We start from the raw sequence: 23,818 nt of genomic DNA on the forward strand, positions 1-23,818 counted from the left end.
ATGTCCGCCACCACCGAAACTCACTGCTATTTTGCTTACATCCACATATTTTTTTGAACGGAGGCTTATTTTATAAGTATCCTCCTTTAACTGGTATGCAAACATAGCGACCTCCACACCATCAACATTTCTTATGGAAGCGATTACTGCATCTAAATCATTTGTGGTAACATTATACTTCTTCATTGTATCAAAAGTGCAAACTCCATATATGCACTTTCCTTCCATACAAAGCACTGTTTCGCTTTGTATTTTCGCCGTAACCATCATCTGGTTATAGGTTTTTCTGTAAAATGTTTCCTCTAAAATTTCATTTGGCTTAACGCCAAAATCTATCATTTTTGCTGCAATGCGCATAGTCTCAGCCGTTGTGCTCTGAAATCTGAAAACTCCTGAATCATGAGCAATTCCCATATACATGGGATCAGCAACAGTTTTATCAAATTTGTCCTCATCTAAAACATTAAATAAAACCTCACTGGCAGAACTTGCCTCTGCCACAATATAATTATAATCCGCATATCCTTTATTGCTTTCATGATGATCTATACAAGCTGTACGCCTTGCATTAGTGAAGAACTCCTCATTCTGACCTAACCGGTCTAAACTTGCAGTATCAAGGGATATAAACAAATCATAAACCGTACCATCATATCCACTGGTATCTATTTCTTTAACACCCTTAATAATATCAAATTTGCTGTCGACATATTCCAGATAAACTTTAACCTGTAAATCCGGTCTGTTTTTTTTCAGATAATTATAAAGAGCCATGCATGAGCCTACGCAATCTCCATCCGGTCTTACATGCCCTGCAATTCCCACAGTTTTAGAATCACCTATAATCTCATCAATCTTCTTCATTCTTTACCTTTACTCTTCATTCTTTCTAACATCATCAATTAACTTAGACATTCTCATTCCATACTCAATAGACTCGTCCATAATAAACTTAATCTCCGGAGTATTTCTAAGATTTACCGTTCTGGCTAATTCCCTGCGGATAAAACCTGCAGCACTTTTAAGTCCTGCCAATGTTTCAGCCTTTGTTTCATCGTCGCCTAAAACGCTAATATATGCCTTACAGTATTTAAGATCCGGTGTGACCTCAACTGCGGTCACACTGGTCATTATTCCCACTCTCGGATCTTTAAGTTCTCTGATAATGTTACTTAATTCTCTTTGAACTTCCCCGTTAATACGGGTATTTTTTATACTATTCTTTCTCATTCTTCTTACCTCGGTACTTCTACCATAATATAAGCTTCAACCTGGTCGCCTTCGGCAATTTCATTAAATCCGTCAAATACAAGTCCACATTCATATCCTGCCTTAACCTCCTTGACATCATCCTTAAATCTCTTAAGAGATGCAACAGGTCCTTCAAAAATCTGTTTTCCTTCTCTTGTTACTCTTGCCTTGCAACCTCTTTGCATTGAACCATCTAATACATATGAACCGGCAATATTTCCAATACCTGAAGCCTTGAAAATCTGGCGGATTTCTGCATGACCGATAACCTTTTCTTCATAAATCGGTTCAAGCATCCCCTTCATTGCACGCTCAATATCATCTATAGCTGTATAAATTACAGAATATAATCTAAGGTCAACATTTTCATTCTTTGCTGTTTCTTCTGCTCTTGCGTCAGGCTTAACATTAAATCCAAGAATAATTGCGTTAGATGTTGATGCAAGTATAACGTCTGATTCGTTAATTGCACCTACACCACCATGAATAACCTTAACTTCTACTTCGTCATTAGATAACTTAATAAGACTCTGCTTAACAGCTTCTACTGAACCCTGAACGTCAGCCTTAATAATAATATTAAGTTCCTTAAGTTCTCCGGCTTCAATCTGTGAATTAAGGTCATCTAATGAAATTCTAAACTTATTGCTTTCCATAAGTTTTGCCTTGCTATCCTCAACAAATGTATTAGCAAAATCCTTAGCTTCATTTGCTGTCTTTGTTGAAACAAATACTTCACCGGCATTTGGCACTCCGTTGAGTCCTAAAATTTCCACAGGAGTAGATGGACCTGCTGACTTAATCCTGTTACCCTTATCATCTGTCATAGCTCTGACTCTGCCGTGATTTGCTCCGGCTGCAATATTTGCTCCAATATTTAATGTACCCTTCTGTACTAAAACTGTAGCAACCGGTCCTTTACCCTTGTCAAGCTTAGCTTCAATAACAATACCTCTTGCCTCACGGTTAGGATTTGCCTTAAGCTCTAATACATCTGCCTGAAGCAATACCATTTCAAGAAGGTCATCAATACCTTCCTTAGTGTGGGCTGATACAGGAACCATTTCTACATTTCCACCCCAGTCTGAAGCTAAAAGTCCGTGCTCTGCAAGTCCCTGCTTAACTCTGTCAATATTTGCTCCCGGCTTATCAATCTTATTAATAGCTACTATAATTTCAATTCCTGCTGCCTTAGCATGGTTAATAGCTTCAACAGTCTGTGGCATAACACCGTCATCTGCTGCAACTACAAGAATTGCAATATCTGTTGACTGTGCACCACGCATACGCATTGCCGTAAATGCCTCATGTCCCGGTGTATCAAGGAATGTTATTGTTCTGTCATTAATTTTAACAACAGATGCACCAATATGCTGTGTAATACCACCTGCTTCACCTGAAATAACATTAGTTTGCCTGATGGCATCAAGAAGTGATGTTTTACCATGGTCAACGTGTCCCATTACACATACAACAGGAGGTCTTTTAACCATAAGGCTCTCATCCTCTTCGTCCTCTTTAAGAAGTTCTTCGATAATATCTACCTTTTCTTCTTTTTCACACATAATATCATAGCCCATAGCTATTTCTTCTGCACTGTCAAAATCAACCTCAGTATTTACCGTAACCATTTTTCCTTCAAGGAATAATTTCTTAATAATAGCTGATGGCTGCATTTTCATCTTTTCAGCAAGCTGGGCAATTGTAATGAAATCAGGTACTTCAATAACCTTGATTTCCTCTTTCTTTTCTTCTTTCTTCTTTGGCTTTTCCATTACAGGTTTTGAAAGGTCAATTCTCTTTCCATTCTTGCCCTTTCTTCCGCCATCTTCGTAATTCTTCTTATTACGCTCCTGTCTGTCCTGACGAATCTTGTTTTCTCTTGACTTTCTGTTCTTATCCTGAATTGGTTCTGCCGGAGTATCGTTTCCTCTGTCATTTCTTCTGAAATCACGTCTGTCGTCATTTCTGTTGTCATTTCTGTTATTTCTGTTCTGGAAATTTCCACCGTTTCTGTTATCACCACGATTTCCGTTACGGTTGTTTCTGTCGTTATTTCCATTTCTGTCACGGAAGTTGCCGTTATTTCTGTCATTGTTACGGTTTCCGTTTCTGTCATTTCCACCACGATTTCTGTCATCATTTCTGTTATCGTTTCGGTTATTTCTGTTCTGGAAATTTCCGCCATTTCTGTTATCACCGTTTCTGTCATTATTTCTGTTGTCACCACGGTTTCCGTTACGGTTATTTCTGTCATTATTTCCAAATCTGTCGCCATTTCTCTTTCCGTTACGGTTATCATTTTTAGGCTGGTTATTTCTCTGCTGTCTGTTATCAGGCTTTGCTGTCTCTTTCTTTTCCGGCTCTGCCTTTTTAACATCGGCTATTTTTTTGTCCTCAACTTTAACATTCTTGTTTTCTTCAGTCATCTGTGTCTCTTCTTTTTTCTCTATTACTTTTTCATTTTTTTCTTTATTTTCCGGCTTAACTGTTTCAGATTTTTCTTCTGTTTTTTTCTCAACCGGTTCCGCCTTAACTTCAGGCTTTGACTCCGCCTTTATCTCCGGTTTAACTTCTGCCTTAGCTTCAACCTTTGATTCCGCCTTTACTTCCGGCTTAACTTCAGATTTAACCTCCGGCTTTGACTCCGGCTTAACCTCTGTCTTAGTTTCAACCTTTGGCTCCGGCTTTACTTTCTCTAAACTCTTTGCAACTTCTTCTACCTGCTCAGATGACTTTGAGTGATGCTTATGCTCACCTTCGCTGTGTCGTCTTCGTCTTCTCTCGCCTTTTCCATGTCGCTCCCCTGTCCTTACAATACCTTTACTGGTAATTAAAACTCTAGGCTTTGACTTTTCTTCTTTTTTAGCATCTTCATCAGATGATGTTCCATCACCCTTTTGGGCGAACTTTTTCTTTACATATTCTATATTGTCATCTTCTATTGAACTTGCAGGTAATACTTCAACGCCTTTCTCACTAAGCGCCGTAACTATATCTGCACTTTTTATATCTAATTCCTTAGCTAACTCTCGTACTCTCATTTTTGCCATTTAGCTACCTCCATTTTAATTATTTTCCGTTAATATGTTAATAATTGACTTACTAAAGCCTTCATCTGATATTGCTATGGATGCACGTTCCTGATTCCCTGTAGCCTTTCCCAGCTGGCTGCGACTGCCACAAACAAAAACCGGTATTTTATAAAAATCACATTTATTAGTAAACAATTTCTTTGTATTGTCCGATGCGTCTTCCGATACAATAACCAGTTTTGCTTTTCTCTCTTTCACTGCCTTTTCCACTGAAAATTCACCTGAAAAAGTTTTGCCTGCCTTAGTTGCTAAACCTATCATGGAAAAAACTTTGTCCGGTACATCATTTTTTAAAACACTATTCATTTACATCACCTAATTCCTTTTTAAGCTGCTGATACACTTCCTCACTTATCTGTGAAATCTTAAGTGTCTTTTCCAGCCCCTTGTTTTTCACTGCCTTTTCAAGACATTCTTCATTAGGACAAATGTAAGCGCCTCTGCCGTTTTGTCTTCCGGTAACGTCTACAAATACGTTTCCTTCCTTATCACGGACAACTCTGATTAAATCTTTTTTGTTTTTTACCTGTCTGCACCCGGTACAAGTTCTTGTAGGGATTTTTTTCACCTGACCCATAACACTATCTCCTATGCCTGCTCTGTTTCTGAAGGTTCTTCTGTTTCTTTCTCGTCGTCATATTCTTCTTCGTCGTATTCATCATCGTAATACTCATCATCATAGTATTCATCGTCATAATACTCGCCATCGTAAAACTCTTCTTCATCATAGTAGTCTTCATCATTAAACTCATACTGAATATTTTCAGCCTTAGCCTGTGACTCACTCTTAATGTCAATTTTAAATCCTGTAAGTTTAGCTGCAAGTCTTGCATTCTGTCCTTCCTTACCAATTGCCAAAGACAACTGAAGATCAGGGACAACTACCAATGCTTCCTTATTATCCGGATCAGCAAGAACCGCTACTACCTTTGAAGGGCTTAACGCATTTTCAATTAAAATGGCCGGATTGTCACTCCAGTTTATAATATCCATCTTTTCATCCTGAAGTTCATCTACAACAGCATTTACTCTTGCGCCGTTCATACCTACGCATGCACCTACGGCATCAACATTCTTATCGTTAGACCATACCGCAATTTTTGTTCTTGAACCTGCCTCTCTTGCAATGCTCTTAATTTCAACTGTTCCGTCCTGAATTTCAGCAACTTCCTGTTCAAATAATCTCTTTACAAGTTCAGGATGAGTTCTTGATACAACTACTCTTGGTCCCTTACCGTTATCCTTAACTTCAGTTACATATAACTTAATTCTGTCATTTGGTCTGAAAAATTCTCCCGGTGACTGCTCTTTTTCCATAAGAACTGTATCTATCTTTCCTAAGTTAATACTGATATTCTTTCCGTTTATTCTCTGTACAATACCTGTTATTATATCGTTTTGCTTCTCATAATATTCCTGATAAAGGCTCTTTCTTTCCTCTTCACGCATTTTCTGTAAAATACCGTTCTTTGCACTTTGTGCGGCAATTCTACCAAAATCTCTTGCCTGAATTTCTACATTAACAGTATCATCTATGTCATAGCCTGCCTTAATGCTTCTTGCATCTTCTAGGGAAATCTCTGTAACAGGATCATTTACTTCTTCAACAACCTTTTTCTGTGAGTAAATGTGAAAATCACCTGTTTCTCTGTCCATTGTTACAACAACATTATCTGCTTTATTAAAGTTATTCTTATATGCCACTACCAAATTACTTTCAATTGCCTCAAATAATGACTCTTTACTAATACCTTTTTCCTTTTCCAACAATTCTAATGCTGCAATTAACTCTTTGTTCATTTTTTTATTATCCTCCTAAAAATCAATGGTTAATCTGACAAGTGAAACATTTACCCTGTCAATATTTATTTCACTACCGCTTTCATCTTCGATAGTAATAGTATCTTTATTATATGCCTTAAGCAATCCTACATACTGCTTGTTGCCATCAATGGCTCTGTATAAGTGAATTTCAATTTCCTCACCTATGCTTCTGTCAAAATCCTTATCCTTTTTTAGCGGACGTCCAAGTCCCGGAGAACTAACCTCTAAAATATAAGGGTCGCTGATGAAATCTTCTTCATCTAATAAATCACTTAATTTTCTGCTTACTGATTCTAAATCATTAATGGTAATCCCTCCCGGTTTGTCCACAAAAGCTCTTAAGTACCAGTTACTTCCTTCTTTTACATATTCAACATCAACCAGTTCAAAACCTTTCTCATCCACAATAGGCTGTAACAGGGCTTCTGTTTTCATTTCGTATTCTTCTCTTCTTGACACTAAGACCTCCTACTTTAACTTCCAACACAAAGGAGCGAACCTTTGTGGTTCGCTCCTTACTATCTAGTCAATATTCACCTTATTATTATAGACCTTTATTTTACGGGTGTCAACCCCTAATTAAAAACTTCTGCCTGCCAAACTTTCACCTGTCACAAATAAAAAACTCCTACCTGTCAGACAGATAGAAGTTCCTCCATAAGCAGCTCGTAGGGGAATTGAACCCCTGATTCCGCCTTGAGAGGGCGGCGTCTTAACCACTTGACCAACGAGCCTAAAAAATGTTACTGTATTATTATAACAATAAAGTGACATTTTGCAAGTACTTTTTGCTATAATTTTGAAATTTTGAAATTTGAAAGGAAACCTATTGATAATGGATTGGATATACGGAAAAACATTGCTTATAACCGGTGCTTCTTCAGGGCTTGGACGTGCTATGACTGTCAGATTAATAAAGGAACACAACTGCAAAGTTATTGGCATTGGTCAGTCAGAACCTAAAATGAAAAGTTTAATTGATGAACTCAGCTATCAAAAAGATGCTTTCACGTATCAGCTTTTTGATGTTGGAGTAAAGAAAAATTGGGAAATATTCTCTGAAAAGATTTTGGCAAACAATATTAATATTGATATTTTAATTAATAATGCCGGTATCCTTCTTCCATTTGACAAATCCTATAATTATAGTGAAGAAGCTGTGGAAAAATGCATGAATACCAACTTCAACAGTTGCAGGTACGCAATTAACTCTATGCTACCTGTTTTAAGAAAATCCACAATGCCGGGAATTTTAAATATTTCCAGTTCTGATGCTCTTGCTCCTATTATCGGAACCAGTATTTACAGTGCCAGCAAGGCTGCCCTTAAGGCTTACTCTGAGGTACTTATTGCCGAACTTGGACGGGAAATGTACATAGGCTACGCATGTCCCGGCTTTATGAAAACTGATATTTTCAGACATCAATATGTAATTTCCCAAAGCAGCCTTATAAATATGTTTTCAGCTAACGTAGATAAGGTTGCCGAAAAGATTATCAAAAAAATCATACGTCAAAAATCCCGTATTATTGTTGGAAAGGATGCTAAGTTTATGAATTTTACTTCTAAATTCTTCCCAGTGCTTGGGCTTAAACTTTACGAACAGGTAATAAAATCATCTAAGGTAAAGATGTTTGATAATGTAAGATATTAATGGGATTGGATAGCTTTTAGGGGGGTATGGGCAATCTTTTTATGGTGATGTATGGCGCATAATAGCCATGTGAGTGTGTATTAACCGGAAATTCACTTATTACTTAGTATTTCCCGGCCAGATTTACCTGCATGGCCGGCAATTAAATGTTTTGTGTACGGTTGAATTTCTTGATTTACTCTTCTCAACCATACCACACGACTATTTCCGCAAGACTGATTTCTCACTTTATCTTTTAATTGTTTCGCTGTATGAATCATCCATTAGCTCCACATACATCTTTCAAATTAAAAAGGAGCTGTTACCTGACGATTATACTCGTTAAAGCACAACTCCTTTCATTTCCACCCTAAAAGTCAAATATTGACAGCTGGCTGTCTTCCGGCATACCTTCTAACAAACCTAACTGGGACATGGTTTCTATTACTGTTTTACTTAACTTGCTTTTTTCTCTTAAGTCATTTTTAGACACGAATGGTCCATCCTGAGCCTGTACGGCTTCAACTAAACCGTCTGCCGCCTTTTCTCCCAGACCTTCGATTGTGTCTAAACTTGGCATGAGCTTTCCGTCTATTATCTGAAACTCATGAGCCTTTGCAGTATAAATATCTATTGGTAAAAACTCAAATCCTCTGGCATACATTTCCTGAACCACCTTCATATCTCCCAAGGAATCTTCATCCTTTTTTGAAGCCTCATGATTTGCCTTTTTACGCTTAAGCTCCGACATGTAATATTCCATTTTCTCACGACCTCTACACATGGTTTCGTAGTCAAAGGCCTTGGCTCTGATTCCAAAATATGCAGCATAATAAGCTAAAGGATGATACACCTTGTACCACGCCACACGCAAAGCCATCATAATATAAGCTGCCGCATGGGCTTTTGGGAACATATATTTAATCTTTTTACAGGACCAGATATACCATTCAGGAACATTATGTTCACGCATTACATCCTCTTCCTGATGTTCCTCTCCTGTTTTCTTATCCTTGTATGTTAAAAGACCTCTTCCCTTTCTTACATGCTCCATTATGTCAAAACTTACCTGAGGCTCAATTCCCTTATCCATAAGATAAACCATAATATCATCACGGGTACATATTGCCGTGGAAATAGTGCATTTACCCTCCGCAATAAGCTGCTGGGCATTGCCAAGCCAAACATCCGTGCCATGGGAAAGTCCCGCCAATCTAACCAAATCGGCGATTTTCGTAGGTTTTGTGTCTACTAACATCTGAATAACAAAATCAGTTCCTAACTCCGGCAGTCCCAAAGAACCTGTAGGGCATCCGTCAATATCCTCTGATGTAATTCCCAGTGCCTCCGGGCTCAAAAACAACGACATAACCTTTTTGTCATCAAAAGGCACATCCCTTTGAACATTAGTATTAGTCAGCTTTTCTAACCTTCTAATCATGGTAGGATCATCGTGTCCTAAAATATCCAGTTTCAAAAGGTTAGCATCAATAGCATGATATTCAAAGTGGGTAGTTATAATATCCGTTGTCATATCATTTGCCGGCTTTTGGATAGGTGTAAATTCGTATATTTCCTTATCCCTTGGTACAATAACAATGCCTCCCGGATGCTGACCGGTACTCCTTCTGATTCCTGTACACCCTCTTGATATTCTGTCAATCTCCGCAGTTCTTTTTACCTGATTATGGTCATCAAAATATTTTTTAACATATCCAAATGCTGTTTTCTCAGCCACACCGGCATAAGTTCCTGCCCTGAAAGTATGTCCTTTACCAAACATTACCTCAGTATATGCATGGGCATTTGCCTGATATTCACCGGAAAAGTTTAAGTCAATATCCGGCTCCTTAGTTCCGCCAAAACCTAAGAATGTTTCAAATGGAATTTCAAGTCCATCCTTGTGCAGCGGCTTTCCGCAATGAGGGCAAATCATATCCGGAAGGTCAAATCCAAGACCACCCTCTGCCCTTTCTTCTTTAATAACCGCCTGTATTTTCTTGATTTCCTCAATATCCGTCCCTTCCGGTGCCCTGTATTCATCCTCAAAAAATGAGCTTTTACAGTCTAAGCAGTAATAATGAGGTGCTAAAGGATTAACCTCAGTTATTCCTGACATTGTTGCCGCAAAGGATGAACCTACGGAACCTCTTGAACCTACCAGATATCCATCTTCATTTGACTTCCATACAAGTCTCTGTGCCATTATGTACATAACGGCATATCCGTTACCAATAATGGAATCCAATTCTATTTCCAGTCGGTCTTCAACAATTTTTGGCAAATCCTCACCATAAATTTCGTGAGCACGGTCAAAGCAGATTTTTCTTAGATTCTCCTCAGAATTATCTAACACCGGTGGGCATTTATCAGGATGAATCGGTGAAATATTATCAATCATATCCGCTATTTTATTAGGATTTGTAATTACTATTTCTTCCGCAACGTCACTGCCTAAATATTCAAACTCCTTAAGCATCTCATCAGTAGTTCTAAGATAAAGAGGTGCCTGATGGTCTGCATCCTTAAATCCGTTACCGTACTGAATTATTCTACGGTAAATTTCATCTTCCGGGTCAAGGAAATGAACATCACATGTGGCAACAGTCATTTTATTAAACTTCCTACCCAGCTCAATGATTTTGCGGTTTACATCCATTAAATCCTCTTTTGAATCCACCAAAAACTTCTTTTTGTTATCTATGTCAGGATTGCCTGTTTTTAACATAAATTCATTATTTCCCAAGGGCTGGACTTCAAAATAATCATAAAATTCCGCCAATCTGGCAATTTCCTGCTGTGTTCTTCCATGCAAAATAGCCTGATATAACTCTCCTGCCTCGCAAGCACTGCCAATCATCAGTCCCTCACAATATTTAAGATAATCACTTTTTAATATTCGTGGCTTCTTATTTGCGAAAGTGTCAATATGTGATATGGAAATCAGTCTGTATAAATTAACTCTTCCCACTAAATTTTTAACCAGAATAATGGCGTGATGGGACGGAAGTTTATTTATAAGATTTTTAGACTGTTTTCCCTGTTTATTTAATTCATCAAGGTTAGTTATTCCCTTGTCCTCAAGCATTTTACACAGTTTTAAGAAAATAAGTGCTGTACACTCTGCATCATCCACTGCTCTGTGGTGATGGTCTAATACTATTCCCAGTGCCTTTGCCACGCTGTCTAATTTGTACCTTCCAAGACCAATAATCAAATATCTTGACATTGCCACGGTATCAATAACAGTAAAATCGCATGGCAGGTTCTGCCTGTTACAATTAGCCGAAATAAAACTCATGTCAAAATCAGCGTTATGTGCTACCATAATTGCTCCCTTACAAAACTCCATGAATTTAGGAAGAATCTCTTCTATGGTAGGTGCATCAATAACCATATTATCATTAATACTTGTAAGCTGCTCTATTCTAAAAGGTATTGGAACCTGTGGGTTTACAAAGGTGCTAAACCTGTCAACTATCTTTCCCTTTTCCACCTTCACTGCACCGATTTCAATTATCTTATCTGCCTTTGCACTAAATCCTGTAGTTTCCAAATCAAATACTACAAAAGTATCATCTAATCCCTGCCCCTTTGGATTTACAATCATGTCCTTTAAGTCGTCTACAAGATATGCTTCAACTCCGTAGATAACCTTGAAGTCACACTCTTTTCCTGCCTTCTTACATTCATTCTTTATATCCAAGTATTCATGCCATGCATCAGGGAATGCCTGCACCACACCATGGTCTGTAATGGCAATTGCCTTATGCCCCCACTCGTAAGCTCTACGGACGATTTTCTTGCATTCGCTTACGCCGTCCATTTCACTCATCTTTGTATGGCAATGAAGTTCAAGTCTTTTCTCTACTGCAGTATCCTTTCTCTTTTCTCCAACAGAAAATGCCGGAATCAGCTTCATACCGTCCACTCGGCTTATTTCCACCTGTCTGTCATATGTGTCAAACATGGCAACGCCCTTTATCCTTACAAAGCTGTTCTTTTTAACTTTTGAATAAAACTCTTTCTTTACGTTCTCATCTGCTAAAAATATTTTAACTGCAATACTGTCGGTAAAATCCGTAATTTCCATTGTAACAATGAATTTTCCGTTTCTTGTCTCCCTGTCATCCATGGTCATAATCTGACCCCTGACTACAGTTTCACCTGTACCTTCAAATACATCGCTTAACTTAGTATCTCCCTCATACTTAAAATCACGTCCGTATACCATATCAGGATCCTGTGAATATGTAGCCTTTTTCACTCTTACAGGCTTGACTTTTTCCTGCTTTTCTTCCTTTGTCTCTTCCTCATTTTGATTTTTTCCTAACAGAACATTAACCTCATTTTGGAGTCTCTTTGCATTTTTAATGGCAAATCTGTTTTGCTGGAAAGCCTTCTTTTCAATTTTCACTTCCAGAGGCATATCAAATCTGTCCCTAAAGATTTTCTCAATGGTATCCTTTAAAACTTTCATTCTGGCTTCCGACACAATGCTTTGCTCTAAGTCAATAATCAATTTTTTATTTTCATCAAATCTAATGGGAGCCTTTTTAAACATTGCCGCTACTATAGGGCTTTTGGCATTAAGCTCCATAATAATACTATCTTTATATATTTCAAAAAGATTTTCCTCCGTATACTGACTTGACAGGGAATATTTTTCAATAATCTCAATCTCCACCCGTTTTCCCGTTCTTAAATTTCTTGCAATTTCATCTCTAACGGTGAAAATAGCAGACTTTTCAATAAGTCTGCTGCTTTCAATATATATTCGCATTTTTGTATGATCAACATTAGTAGCTATCTTTGTAATATCCACATATTCAAACATAGCCGTAAGCTCATCATTTAATTTAATTGTCTGGAAAACATCGAAAAACTTCTTTTTTTCCAATCTAACTCCTCCAATTCTTTAACTCATCTTCTAGTGCATCAAGAAGCTGATTTTCAGGAACTTTCTTTATAATTTCACCTTTTTTAATTAAAAGTCCCTCTCCTTTTCCTCCTGCGATTCCTATATCTGCCTCTCTTGCTTCTCCCGGTCCGTTTACAACACATCCCATTACAGCTACCTTAATATTCAAATCATCATATTTGGTAACCATATTTTCTACCTTGCCTGCTAAGCCTATTAAATCAATCTGAGTACGTCCACATGTAGGACATGAAACTACGGAAATGCCACCCTTTCTAAGACCTAAAGTTTTAAGAATAAGCTTGGCACTTTTTATTTCCTCCACAGGATTTCCTGTAAGGGAAACTCTTATTGTATCTCCAATTCCCTGATTTAAAATAAGCCCCAGACCTATTGCAGATTTTATGTTTCCTGATGTTACTGTTCCTGACTCTGTAATTCCCACATGTAAAGGATAATTAGTTTTTTGTGCAATTAACTGATGAGCCTTTACACACATCATTACATCTGAGGATTTTATGCTAATTACCAAATTATCATATCCCAAATCCTCTATTGTTTTCACCTTGTCTAAAGCACTTTCCACAATGCCCTCAGCAGTTACCTTCCCATATTTATCTAAAATATGCTTTTCCAATGAACCACTGTTTACACCTACTCTTATAGGAATATTTTTTGCCTTTGCTACGTCAACTACTGCCTTTACCCTGTCCATATCACCTATATTTCCGGGATTAATTCTTATTTTGTCAGCCCCGTTTTCTATAGCTGCTATGGCAAGTCTGTAATCAAAATGAATGTCTGCCACAAGTGGAATATTGATACTTTCTTTTATTTTTCCCAAAGCCTTAGCCGCTTCCATGGTAGGAACCGCACACCTTATAATGTCACATCCTGCAGCCTCTAATTCCTTAATCTGATTAACTGTAGCTTCCACATCTTCAGTTTTTGTATTAGTCATAGACTGAATAAGTATGGGATTTCCCCCACCTATAACTTTATTTCCTATTTTTATTACTTTAGTGTTGTCTCTAAACATAATATTTTCTCCAATTAAATAAGCTTTCTTATATCGTTAAATAATAAGAATACCATTAATGCCATAAGAAGAACAAATCCAACAAAATGAATTATTCCTTCCTTATCCTTTGGTATTGGTTTTCCGATTATAATTTCTATAAGATATAAGAAAATACGTCCACCATCTAATGCCGGTATTGGCAAAAGATTCATAACTCCTAAGTTAGCACTAAGCATAATTGCAAGATTAATAAGGGACAAAATTGTAACAGTGGCACCTGATGACTTAGCACTGGTATAAGTATCTCCAATTACCGTTACTATGCCTACAGGGCCTGAAATTTCATTGGCTGAAACCTGACCTGTAACCAACATTTTAAGACTTTTTAAAACTGTTGCAATTTCATATCTTACTTCCGTGAAGCTATATTTAATAACATTTCCAAAGGAAACTTTTTCTCTTGCAAGATTATAAACAAATCCTCTGTCTGCTATCTCAGTTACCTTAGGTTTAAGTACAACCTTTATTTCTTTTCCTTTTCTGTCTAAAGTGATATTAACCTCTTTTTCTCCAAAGGGGTGTTCACTAATATACTTAGCCATATCACTTCCTGTGGTAATTTTAGTTCCGTCAATTTCCGTAACCACATCTCCTGCCATAACTCCTGCCTCAGCCATAGGAGAGTTCTTAGTAACCTGTTCCACTGTAGCCTTTGTATCCTGAGTAGTATATGACATTCCCACAATAGCTTTCTTCTGAGTTGACGGCTTATAGGTTATGCTCTTTTTCTCGCCGTTTCTTGTAAAGGTAATGCTAATGTTGCTTCCATCTAAAGGATTAACATATTCCTCTAAATATATTTCCCTTCCAAGAGTTGCATGGGCACCGTTAAATTTGGTAATCTGGTCTCCAACTCTAAGTCCTGCCTCATATGCCGGTGATTTTTCATCAACATAAGTTACATATGATTTATCAATTCCCTTTGCTCCAATAACAATTAAAGCAAGAACAAAAGCCAGTATAAAGTTAAAGAACGGACCGGCAAAAACTATTGCCATTCTTGCCCATATTGATTTTGAATTAAAAGAGCCTTCTTCATTATTGTCCTCATCTTCCCCTAGCATGGCACATGAACCACCTAAGGGTAAAAGTTTAAGGGAATATCTTGTTCCGCTTTTTGCCACATGGCTGTAAATTCTAGGTCCCATTCCTATGGAAAACTCATTTACAGTAACCTTATTCTTTACTGCCACAATAAAATGTCCAAATTCGTGAATTAAAACTAATACACCAAAAATAATTAAAGCTATAACAATTCCTATAAATGTCTGCATTCTTACCACCTGTTCTCAATAAGCTCATATGCCCATTGTTCTATTTCTAATATTTCACTTACTGAAGGATTTTCCTTAACCTTATGATTTTCCATACAATACTGTATAATATCAGTTATTTCCAAAAATCCTATTTTCCTATCAAGAAATTTCGCAACTGCTTTTTCATTTGCCGCATTAAATACTGTAGGCATTGAGCCTCCAATCCGTCCTGCCTCATATGCTAACTTTAATCCGATAAAATTATCTGTATCAGGATTTTCAAAGGTAATCCGGGCTATCTTTCCAAAGTCTACCCTGTCACCGGCTAAAAATCTTCTTTCCGGATAGTATAGTGCATACTGAATAGGCAGTCTCATGTCAGGTGTACCTAACTGTGCTATAATGGCACCGTCTTTAAACTGTACCATGGAATGAATAAGACTTTGTGGCTGGACTACTACCTGAATATCATCAAAATCCACGTCAAAAAGCCACTTTGCTTCAATTACCTCTAATCCCTTGTTAACCATTGTAGCTGAATCGATGGTAATTTTTCGTCCCATAGTCCAGTTAGGATGCTTAAGGGCATCTTCCACCTTTACATCCTTCATCTGTTCCCTTGTTCTTCCTCTAAAAGGTCCTCCGGAAGCAGTAAGTAATATTTTATCAATTTCTTTTCTGTTTTCACCGTTTAAGGACTGAAATATGGCACTATGCTCACTGTCTACCGGCAAAATTTTTACGCCATAATCCTTTGCTGCCTGAATTACCAGATGTCCTGCAGTAACCAGTGTCTCCTTATTTGCCAGGGCAATGTCCTTTCCTGCCTTTATTGCCTCTAATGTAGGACGTATACCAATCATTCCCACAAATGCCGTTACAACAATATCGGCGCCTTTGTATACTGCTGTCTCAATTAATCCGTCCATTCCTGCTACTACCTTTACGGAGGTATCAGCCACCGCTATCTTAAGATTAGCTGCCGCCTCTTCATTGTATACGCATACTATTTCCGGATGAAATTCCCTTATCTGTTCTTCTAATTTTTGTATATTTGAGCCTGCTGCAATGGCAACCACACGCAAATCATCATTGGCTCTTACAATGTCAAGAGTCTGAGTTCCTATGGAACCTGTAGAGCCTAAAATTGTAATATTTTTCATTAATTCTCCTTAAAAAATCTGTACCAAAATCCATATAACAGGTGCTACATATATAACACTGTCAAATCTATCCATTATTCCGCCATGTCCCGGAATAAGTCTGCCATAATCCTTTATATCATGATTTCTTTTAATGGCCGATGCTGCCAAATCTCCCACCATGGATATTAAAGCACCTACTGCACATATTACTGCAAAAACTATTACAGGATTATTTATTGTAATCTTATCTGCAAAAACTGAAGCATATACTGCCCCTAAAACTGCTGCACCAACAACTCCGCCTATAGCTCCTTCTATTGACTTTTTAGGGCTAAGCACCGGTGCCATTTTATGTTTTCCAAAGGCTACTCCTGCCAGGTAGGCACATGTATCACTGCCCCAGGAGCAAAGGAATATAAGCCATACGGTATAAGCACCATTGTCTCCTGCCCTTACATTGTAAATATATGACAACATAACACCTGCATATAACATGCACATTATTGCATTGGAAATTTCCTCTGTCTTATATTTCGGGAACATAAATACATACTGTGCCAGAAGACACATAAGAAATACAATTATAAGTATAAGCATGTTTTGTGTTTTTCCCATGAACAAAAGCCCATAGTAGATAACTACTGCCACATATCCCGTAATTCCCGGAAGTTTTTTTTCAATTCCAAGAACCCTGTATAATTCGTATACTCCCACCAGTGATATCAACATATTAGCCACCAACAAAATTATTCCTCCGGGAATAATGGTTGCCAGAATAAGTGCCACTAACACTATTCCACTTAATAATCTTGTCAGAAAAGATTTATTTGCAAATTTACTTAAAATCATGGTTATGCCTTAACTCCTCCAAATCTTCTGTCTCTCTGGTTATACTTTACAATAGCCTTTTTCAATTCTTCCTTATCAAAATCCGGCCACAAAACATCCGTGAAATAAAATTCCGTATATGCTAACTGCCACAAAAGGTAATTAGATAATCTTATTTCACCGCTGGTTCTGATAAGTAAATCCGGATCCGGTATTCCCGCCGTATCAAGATATGAACTAATAAGATTTTCAGATATATCCCGGGATTCTATAACTCCATCTTTGACATCCTGTGAAATTTTTGTAACAGCACGCCTTATTTCATCGCGGCTACCATAATTAATGGCAATAATAAAGTTAATTCCCTTATTATCCTTTGAACATTCTTCTAATTCATTAATTCTGTCAATAATATCATCATCTAATCTTGATTTATCACCTATGACTCTTACCTTCATGTCGTTTTTGTTGGCACGTTCAATACAGTCTTTTAAGTAATTTCTTAAAAGCTTCATTAATGCCTTAACTTCATCTTCCGGTCTGTTCCAGTTTTCCGTTGAAAATGCATACATTGTAAGATATTTAATTCCCATGTCATGAGCATCTTCAATTATTTTTTCCACATTTTTAGCCCCTGCTGCATGTCCTGCGTTTCTTGGAAGAAAACGCTTTTTCGCCCATCTTCCGTTTCCATCTAAAATAATTGCAACATGCTGTGGAATGTTAAGTCCCGTAATGTCTATTTTTTCAGCCATACATTATCCGCCTTTCACTAAATTAACCTATGTAAAACAATATCTTTGACAGTGCAAAGAATAGAGGAAACAATAGTCCCCTCTATTCTCTGTAAGTGTGTATAAGCACATATATTATACTGTCATTATCTCCTGTGACTTTGCATCTATGGCATCATCAATTTTCTTTACATATGCATCAGTAGATTTCTGAACATCATCCTGATATCCTTTAATTTCATCTTCTGATATTCCATCTTCCTTGCCTTTTTTCTTAACGGCTTCAATGGCATCTCTTCTAATGTTTCTTATGGCAACCTTAGCATTTTCGCCTTTTTTCTTAACATCTTTTACTAATTCTTTTCTTCTGTCCTCTGTAAGTTCAGGAAATACAAGACGTATAAGCTTTCCGTCATTAGTAGGTGTAAGTCCTAAATCAGATGCATTAATTGCTCTTTCAATATCCTTTAAGAGTGATGCATCCCAAGGCTGAATGCAAATCATCCTTGCCTCCGGAACAGATATGTTACCTACCTGCTGAAGAGGTGTGGGTGTTCCATAATAATCTACCTTAACTTTATCTAAGATATGAGGATTTGCTCTTCCTGCCCTGATTGTTGTGTATTCCTCTTTAAGATTGTCTAATGACTTCTCCATTTTATCTTCATATGTCATTAATAATTCTTCCATTTTATCTATTACTCCTTTAAAAATATGTTTTATTATACAGTTATTTTAGTGCCGATTTTTTCTCCTGATACGGCTTTATTTATACTGTCTTCTTCGTTAAGTCCAAACAAAAGCATTGGCATTTTATTTTCCATTGCCAAAACACTGGCTGCTAAATCAATAACACCTAATCTGTCATCAACTATCTTAGAAATAGGAAGTTCATCATATTTCTTTGCATCAGGGTTCTTAGCCGGGTCGCTGTCATATACACCGTCAATGGCCTTTGCTCCTAAGATACAATCTGCTTCAATTTCAATTGCTCTTAAAACCATGGTCATATCTGTTGAGAAATATGGATGTCCCGTTCCTCCTGCAAAGAACACAACCTTTCCATTATTTAAATCAGCTACTGCTTCATCCTTTGAGAAAAGCTTTGTCCATGTTCCACAGGCAAAAGGTGTATATACGTTAGTATCCATACCTTCTGTTCTAAAGATTTCTGATACATACATACAATTCATAATAGTAGCTAACATACCTATTCCATCTGCCTTAGGTCTGTCAATCTTATTGCTTGTTCTTCCTCTCCAGAAGTTTCCGCCACCAATAACAATAGCTACCTGTACTCCTTTGTCCACAATAGTTTTAACCTGCTTTGCAACTGCCACACAGGTTTCTTCATCAAAGCCTGTTTTCTTATCACCTGCTAAGGCTTCACCGCTTAACTTAAGTAAAACTCTATTCATTTTATCTTCCTCTTTTTTTCTGTTTTTATTAGTCGCAATAAGGTGCTTTGTGCACAAACTGCTTCCAATTTTAATCTAGAACTAGAATAACATATAAAGTCAAAAAAATAAAGAAGTATCTTATTTTAAAATGGTTTCCAAATTAATTTTCACCTTATTAAGATATTCTGCTTCATTAGCCGTTGTTATTCCACAAATTTTAATAATCGTTTTCTCACCTTTTATCTTATCCTATATATGAAAACATTTCTCTATGTTCTTATTTGAGCCAAGAACCAGCATATGACAACCTGCAGTTAACACCATATCAGGAGTAATATTTATATCCAGACGTCCGTCACGTCTAATTGCCATTATGTTTATACCAAAACGTCCTCTGATATCTATTGCACTTACTGTTTTGCCATCCCACTCATTAGGGATTTCGATTTCAAATATTGAGTATTCCTTCCCTAATTCAACATAGTCAAAAATATGGTCGGAAGTATATCTTATGGCACTCCATTTTGCCAACTGTCTTTCTGGATACACCACCTCATCTGCCCCGTTTCTTAACAAAAACTTTGCATGTACATCTCTTGCAGCTCTTGAAACAACCTTTTTTGCCCCTAATTCTTTAAGAAGTGATGTGGTTTCTAATGAACTTTGAAAATCATCACCGATACAAACCATACATACATCGTAATTTCCTACACCTAAAGATTTCAGGAATTCCTCATTGGTACTGTCACCAATTACAGCATTAGTTACAAAATCCAATACTGCATTTACTCTATCCTCTTTTTTATCTACTGCCATAACCTGATGCTTTAATTCATACAGATTTTCAGCGATATGTCTCCCAAATCGTCCAAGTCCTATTAACAAAATTGATTTCATAATCTTCTCCTATCCTACCATTATTTTTTCTTCCGGGAATTTTGCCACATCTTTTCTCTTACTTGATACTGTAGCAAAAATCACTGTGAGACCGCCAACTCTTCCAAACAGCATAAGCACTATAAGAACAATTCTCGAAATCACACCTGTATGAGGAGTTATTCCAAGAGTAACACCTACCGTGCATACTGCAGAGGCCGACTCAAACAATGTATCAATAATATTAAATCCATCCACTGCACATATTATAATTCCACCCATAAGAAACAAAAAGCTGTAAAGCAGCAATATGGCTGCCGCACTTTTTATTACCTCTTCAGCAATTCTTCTCCTAAACAAATGAGGGGATGATTTTCTTCTAAACACCGATATTGACGAAGCCAAAAGTACCGCAATGGTAGTTATCTTCATTCCACCTGCAGTAGAACCTGTAGCACCACCTACCATCATTAACACAATCATAATTAACTGTCCTGCCCCGGAAATCTTAGTTAAATCCACAGTGTTAAATCCGGCAGTTCTAGGGGTAACTGTTTGAAATAGAGATGCCAATGCCCTGTCTGCCCCTGACATATGCCATTTTGCTCCTGAAAATTCACAAAAATAAAAATAAACAAAAGGAATAACTATAAGTCCTATGGTTGCTGACAAAATAACCTTGCTTTGCATTCTATACTTACTAAATTTAAATTTGTGTGTTCTAATATCATCCCAGGTCATAAAGCCTATTCCACCCAATAAAATAAGAAGCACAATAACTAAATTAATTACAATGTTGCCGGAAAAAGATGTAAAGGATGAATACTTTTCATTTATTCCCATAAGGTCAAATCCCCCATTGCAAAATGCTGATATTGAATGAAAAATCGAATACCATATTCCTTTAAGTGCCCCCATTTTAACGGCAAAAACAGGGTACATTAAAACCGCTCCCGTTAATTCAATTACAAATGCCATTTTAATGATAAATCTTGTAAGCCTTACTATTCCCTCAAGCTTTGGTGCAGAAATTGCCTCCTGCATAACTGTTCTTTGCATAAGACCTATTTTTCTTCCTGACATGGCGGCAAAAGCTACCGCAATGGTAACTATTCCCATTCCACCTATTTGTATAAGAAATAATATCACTGCCTGTCCAAAGTCTGACCAATACGTCGCCGTGTCCTGAACTACTAATCCCGTAACGCAAACTGCCGATGTTGCCGTAAATAATGAGTCTAAAAAGGAAGCCCCTTCTCCACTACGTGTAGAACACGGTAGCATCAGAAAAAGACTTCCTATAATAATCATTCCTACAAATCCTAAAAGTATAAATTGTGCCGTTGATAAATGTATACGTCTCTTTTCCATAACTATCTCCTAATCATAAAAGATATTATACATCACCGGTATTTTTTTCACAACTCTATCTTTTGAAACTCCATACATCCCTTGAAAACAATATTAATATAGGGTATATTTCCAATCTGCCGGCTAACATATCTATTATTAATATTATTTTTGAGAAATCACTAAATAGTCCAAAATTACATGTAGGGCCTACCTGATCAAGTCCCGGACCTATATTGTTAAAGCAGGATAAAACAGCCGTAAAATTAGTAATAATTGAAAATCCATCCACTGCTATTAGCAAAAAGCTTCCAAAAATAATAATAAAATATGTTGCCACGTAAATATTGATTCCGCTAATTACTTTTTCATTTACAGCATTTCCATTGTTTCTTATAACTTCAACTTTATTTGGATTTAAGGTCTTTCTTATTCCACGTCGTATGCTCTTTAACAATAGCAACAACCTTCCACACTTAAATCCGCCGCCGGTACTACCTGCACATGCTCCAATCATCATTAACACAACTATTATTGATTTAGAAAACTCAGGCCATTTATCAAAATCTACAGTAGCAAAACCCGTAGTTGTAATTATACTGGCTACGGTAAAAGCTGCATGATGTAAAGCTTCCCCAATACTTCCAAACATATGGTAAATATTAATGGTTATAGCTGTAATGCTTGCAACAACCAATCCTAAATATAATCTAAGTTCCCCATCCTTTAACACTGTTTTAAATCTTCTTAACAAAAGAAGGTAATAACAACTGAAATTTACACCAAACAATAACATAAATATGGTGCAGACATTTTGAATGTAAGGACTATATCCTGCCATACTGTCATTTTTAATTCCAAATCCACCGGTTCCTGCTGTTCCAAATGCCGTACAGACTGAGTCAAACAACGACATTCCTCCTAACAGTAAAAATATTACATTAATTACTGTAAGTGCCATATATAACATATATAATATCATTGCCGTGTCACGCATTCTCGGTGCTAATTTTTCCACATTAGGCCCCGGGCTTTCAGCCCTTAATAGATGAAGAGTAAATCTGTTACTTCTTCCATTAGCCGGAGTAACTGCTAGCAAAAATACCAGAACTCCCATTCCACCTAACCAGTGACTGAAACTTCTCCAGTAAAGCATTCCTCTGGACATAGTTTCCACCTCAGGAAGAATTGAGGAACCTGTAGTGGTAAATCCTGATACCATTTCAAATAACGCATCAATAAAATGTGGAATTTCCCCTGATATATAAAAAGGGAGACATCCTAATAAACTAATGGCTATCCAGCTTAAACCTACACAGGCTAAACCTTCCTTTACAAAGAAACGCTGTTTTGCCTTTCTTCCCAAAACAAATAACAATGCTGATACAGCCATAATAATTAATATACTAAGGACAAAACTTATAAATGCCTTATACTCTTTGTCAAAGACACTTATTAACATTGCCGGTGTCATAAAGACCGCTTCAACTGCCAATATTTTTGAGATGAAACGACCCATAACTTTATAGTTCATTATTACTTCCTTTCATTAATCAAAAATATCATTAAGCTTATGTATTACCGCATCTCCCGTAGCAACTACAATAACTGTATCTCCCACTTCAAACTTTGATTCACCATCAGGTATAACTGTTTTTCCTTTGTGAGTAATACATACAATAAGTACATTTTTTCTTACTTTTACATCTCTTAATGCCATTCCGCAATTTTTAGTATGTTCGTCAGCTAAAAATTCCAAAGCTTCCACCTGTCCGTCAACTATACTATGAACTGAAATTGCCGCTCCTGTCTGTGCCTCTAATGCTCTTACATATCTTACTATGGTATTGCAGCACAATTCTTTAGGACAAACCACGCTTCCTATTTGCAAGCTGTCCTGTATATTACTTTTTTCAGTATGGGCAACCTTTGTAATAACCTTCGGCACTCCACTGCTTTTAGCATATAAGGAAATAATAATGTTAAGCTCGTCCATACCTGTTAAAGTAATTAATGCATCACAATTTTCTATTCCCTGACTTTCTAACATAGTTCTTCTGCTGGCATCACCATTGATAATAGTTGTCTCCGGCAACATTTCCGCAAGATTTCTCGCTCTGTCGGGATCCTGTTCAATAATCTTTACAGACACTCCCGTTCCTTCTAGTTTCTTTGCCAAATAATAGCTTACTCTTCCACCACCACACAAAATTACATTTTTAATTTTATGGGTAATAATACCAAGATTTTTCAATAAAATACTCATATTGGTGCTTGGTGCAGTAACGTAAATACGGTCACCTTCCCTTAAAATAAAGTTACCATCCGGTGCCACAACAACACCATTTCTTCTAACTGCGCAAACCAGTATTTTACACTTAATTATTCCGTACAGTTCATTAAGGGAAACATCTTTAAGAACAC

General features: G+C 37.0%; 20 protein-coding genes and 1 tRNA gene. 1 reads left to right on the forward strand and 20 read right to left on the reverse strand.

The window, feature by feature from the left end; genetic code table 11:
- The 8 genes from Q5O30_RS08660 to Q5O30_RS08695 all read right to left on the reverse strand — a co-directional run.
- A partial coding sequence (locus tag Q5O30_RS08660) for a bifunctional oligoribonuclease/PAP phosphatase NrnA (RefSeq protein ID WP_302674666.1) occupies nucleotides 1-864 on the reverse strand: 864 nt, incomplete at its 3' end.
- 9 nt (nucleotides 865-873) lie between these two features.
- The gene (gene rbfA, locus Q5O30_RS08665; protein WP_021953359.1) at nucleotides 874-1,230 is read right to left on the reverse strand and encodes a 30S ribosome-binding factor RbfA; all 357 of its coding nucleotides are present in this window, start codon (nucleotides 1,228-1,230) and stop codon (nucleotides 874-876) included.
- Between the two features lie 5 nt (nucleotides 1,231-1,235).
- The gene (gene infB, locus Q5O30_RS08670; protein ID WP_021953360.1) at nucleotides 1,236-4,304 is read right to left on the reverse strand and encodes a translation initiation factor IF-2; all 3,069 of its coding nucleotides are present in this window, start codon (nucleotides 4,302-4,304) and stop codon (nucleotides 1,236-1,238) included.
- A gap of 15 nt (nucleotides 4,305-4,319) precedes the next feature.
- Entirely contained in the window at nucleotides 4,320-4,652 is a 333-nt protein-coding gene (locus Q5O30_RS08675; protein ID WP_021953361.1) for a ribosomal L7Ae/L30e/S12e/Gadd45 family protein, read from the reverse strand.
- A complete protein-coding gene (rnpM, locus tag Q5O30_RS08680) occupies nucleotides 4,645-4,923 on the reverse strand; it encodes an RNase P modulator RnpM (protein WP_021953362.1) in 279 nt (92 codons plus the stop codon). The genes Q5O30_RS08675 and rnpM overlap by 8 nt, the downstream gene beginning before the upstream one ends.
- 11 nt (nucleotides 4,924-4,934) lie before the next feature.
- Complete coding sequence (nusA, locus tag Q5O30_RS08685; protein ID WP_021953363.1) at nucleotides 4,935-6,146, reverse strand: transcription termination factor NusA; 1,212 nt, start codon at nucleotides 6,144-6,146, stop codon at nucleotides 4,935-4,937.
- A gap of 15 nt (nucleotides 6,147-6,161) precedes the next feature.
- Complete coding sequence (rimP, locus tag Q5O30_RS08690; protein WP_021953364.1) at nucleotides 6,162-6,629, reverse strand: ribosome maturation factor RimP; 468 nt, start codon at nucleotides 6,627-6,629, stop codon at nucleotides 6,162-6,164.
- Nucleotides 6,630-6,832: 203 nt separating this feature from the next.
- Nucleotides 6,833-6,904 (reverse strand) — tRNA-Glu (locus Q5O30_RS08695).
- A gap of 101 nt (nucleotides 6,905-7,005) precedes the next feature.
- Between Q5O30_RS08695 and Q5O30_RS08700 the strand changes: the two genes are divergently transcribed.
- A complete protein-coding gene (locus Q5O30_RS08700) occupies nucleotides 7,006-7,824 on the forward strand; it encodes an SDR family oxidoreductase (protein WP_021953365.1) in 819 nt (272 codons plus the stop codon).
- 349 nt (nucleotides 7,825-8,173) lie between these two features.
- Here Q5O30_RS08700 and polC read toward each other — a convergent pair whose 3' ends face one another.
- From polC to Q5O30_RS08760, 12 genes are all read right to left on the reverse strand, one after another.
- Complete coding sequence (gene polC / locus Q5O30_RS08705; protein ID WP_021953366.1) at nucleotides 8,174-12,703, reverse strand: DNA polymerase III subunit alpha; 4,530 nt, start codon at nucleotides 12,701-12,703, stop codon at nucleotides 8,174-8,176.
- 1 nt (nucleotide 12,704) lies between these two features.
- On the reverse strand, nucleotides 12,705-13,763 hold the full coding sequence (ispG, locus tag Q5O30_RS08710) for a flavodoxin-dependent (E)-4-hydroxy-3-methylbut-2-enyl-diphosphate synthase (RefSeq protein WP_021953367.1): 1,059 nt from the start codon (nucleotides 13,761-13,763) through the stop codon (nucleotides 12,705-12,707).
- A 14-nt stretch (nucleotides 13,764-13,777) separates the two neighbouring features.
- The gene (gene rseP / locus Q5O30_RS08715; protein WP_021953368.1) at nucleotides 13,778-15,079 is read right to left on the reverse strand and encodes an RIP metalloprotease RseP; all 1,302 of its coding nucleotides are present in this window, start codon (nucleotides 15,077-15,079) and stop codon (nucleotides 13,778-13,780) included.
- Nucleotides 15,080-15,081: 2 nt separating this feature from the next.
- On the reverse strand, nucleotides 15,082-16,224 hold the full coding sequence (locus Q5O30_RS08720; protein WP_021953369.1) for a 1-deoxy-D-xylulose-5-phosphate reductoisomerase: 1,143 nt from the start codon (nucleotides 16,222-16,224) through the stop codon (nucleotides 15,082-15,084).
- A 9-nt stretch (nucleotides 16,225-16,233) separates the two neighbouring features.
- Nucleotides 16,234-17,055 carry a phosphatidate cytidylyltransferase gene (locus tag Q5O30_RS08725; RefSeq protein WP_021953370.1) on the reverse strand — a complete coding sequence of 274 codons (822 nt, stop codon included), beginning with the start codon at nucleotides 17,053-17,055 and terminating at the stop codon, nucleotides 16,234-16,236.
- A gap of 2 nt (nucleotides 17,056-17,057) precedes the next feature.
- Nucleotides 17,058-17,789, reverse strand: a complete 732-nt coding sequence (locus Q5O30_RS08730) for an isoprenyl transferase (protein ID WP_021953371.1) — start codon at nucleotides 17,787-17,789, stop codon at nucleotides 17,058-17,060.
- Nucleotides 17,790-17,903: 114 nt separating this feature from the next.
- Nucleotides 17,904-18,458 carry a ribosome recycling factor gene (frr, locus tag Q5O30_RS08735; RefSeq protein ID WP_021953372.1) on the reverse strand — a complete coding sequence of 185 codons (555 nt, stop codon included), beginning with the start codon at nucleotides 18,456-18,458 and terminating at the stop codon, nucleotides 17,904-17,906.
- Between the two features lie 32 nt (nucleotides 18,459-18,490).
- Nucleotides 18,491-19,186, reverse strand: coding sequence for a UMP kinase (pyrH, locus tag Q5O30_RS08740; RefSeq protein ID WP_021953373.1), 696 nt, complete (start codon nucleotides 19,184-19,186; stop codon nucleotides 18,491-18,493).
- A 231-nt stretch (nucleotides 19,187-19,417) separates the two neighbouring features.
- A complete protein-coding gene (locus tag Q5O30_RS08745; RefSeq protein WP_021953374.1) occupies nucleotides 19,418-20,065 on the reverse strand; it encodes a TrkA family potassium uptake protein in 648 nt (215 codons plus the stop codon).
- A gap of 9 nt (nucleotides 20,066-20,074) precedes the next feature.
- Nucleotides 20,075-21,415, reverse strand: coding sequence for a TrkH family potassium uptake protein (locus Q5O30_RS08750; protein WP_021953375.1), 1,341 nt, complete (start codon nucleotides 21,413-21,415; stop codon nucleotides 20,075-20,077).
- A 55-nt stretch (nucleotides 21,416-21,470) separates the two neighbouring features.
- Nucleotides 21,471-22,928 (reverse strand): TrkH family potassium uptake protein, encoded by a 1,458-nt coding sequence (locus Q5O30_RS08755; protein ID WP_021953376.1) that lies wholly within the window; start codon nucleotides 22,926-22,928, stop codon nucleotides 21,471-21,473.
- Nucleotides 22,929-22,943: 15 nt separating this feature from the next.
- On the reverse strand, nucleotides 22,944-23,818 hold an 875-nt coding region (locus Q5O30_RS08760; RefSeq protein ID WP_302674667.1), incomplete at its 5' end, for an NAD-binding protein.

Origin of the sequence: Eubacterium sp. CAG:161, assembly GCF_000432355.1 — a bacterium.
In the GTDB taxonomy this organism is placed as follows: Bacteria; Bacillota; Clostridia; order Lachnospirales; family Lachnospiraceae; genus Eubacterium_G; species Eubacterium_G segne.

Bases quoted from the DNA above. Each gene is read 5' to 3' on its own strand.
- rbfA (WP_021953359.1), bottom strand. From the start codon at position 1,230: ATGAGAAAGAATAGTATAAAAAATACCCGTATTAACGGGGAAGTTCAA.
- infB (WP_021953360.1), bottom strand. From the start codon at position 4,304: ATGGCAAAAATGAGAGTACGAGAGTTAGCTAAGGAATTAGATATAAAA.
- Q5O30_RS08675 (WP_021953361.1), bottom strand. From the start codon at position 4,652: ATGAATAGTGTTTTAAAAAATGATGTACCGGACAAAGTTTTTTCCATG.
- rnpM (WP_021953362.1), bottom strand. From the start codon at position 4,923: ATGGGTCAGGTGAAAAAAATCCCTACAAGAACTTGTACCGGGTGCAGA.
- nusA (WP_021953363.1), bottom strand. From the start codon at position 6,146: ATGAACAAAGAGTTAATTGCAGCATTAGAATTGTTGGAAAAGGAAAAA.
- Q5O30_RS08700 (WP_021953365.1), top strand. From the start codon at position 7,006: ATGGATTGGATATACGGAAAAACATTGCTTATAACCGGTGCTTCTTCA.
- ispG (WP_021953367.1), bottom strand. From the start codon at position 13,763: ATGTTTAGAGACAACACTAAAGTAATAAAAATAGGAAATAAAGTTATA.
- rseP (WP_021953368.1), bottom strand. From the start codon at position 15,079: ATGCAGACATTTATAGGAATTGTTATAGCTTTAATTATTTTTGGTGTA.
- Q5O30_RS08720 (WP_021953369.1), bottom strand. From the start codon at position 16,224: ATGAAAAATATTACAATTTTAGGCTCTACAGGTTCCATAGGAACTCAG.
- Q5O30_RS08725 (WP_021953370.1), bottom strand. From the start codon at position 17,055: ATGATTTTAAGTAAATTTGCAAATAAATCTTTTCTGACAAGATTATTA.
- Q5O30_RS08730 (WP_021953371.1), bottom strand. From the start codon at position 17,789: ATGGCTGAAAAAATAGACATTACGGGACTTAACATTCCACAGCATGTT.
- frr (WP_021953372.1), bottom strand. From the start codon at position 18,458: ATGGAAGAATTATTAATGACATATGAAGATAAAATGGAGAAGTCATTA.
- pyrH (WP_021953373.1), bottom strand. From the start codon at position 19,186: ATGAATAGAGTTTTACTTAAGTTAAGCGGTGAAGCCTTAGCAGGTGAT.
- Q5O30_RS08745 (WP_021953374.1), bottom strand. From the start codon at position 20,065: ATGAAATCAATTTTGTTAATAGGACTTGGACGATTTGGGAGACATATC.
- Q5O30_RS08750 (WP_021953375.1), bottom strand. From the start codon at position 21,415: ATGGAAAAGAGACGTATACATTTATCAACGGCACAATTTATACTTTTA.
- Q5O30_RS08755 (WP_021953376.1), bottom strand. From the start codon at position 22,928: ATGAACTATAAAGTTATGGGTCGTTTCATCTCAAAAATATTGGCAGTT.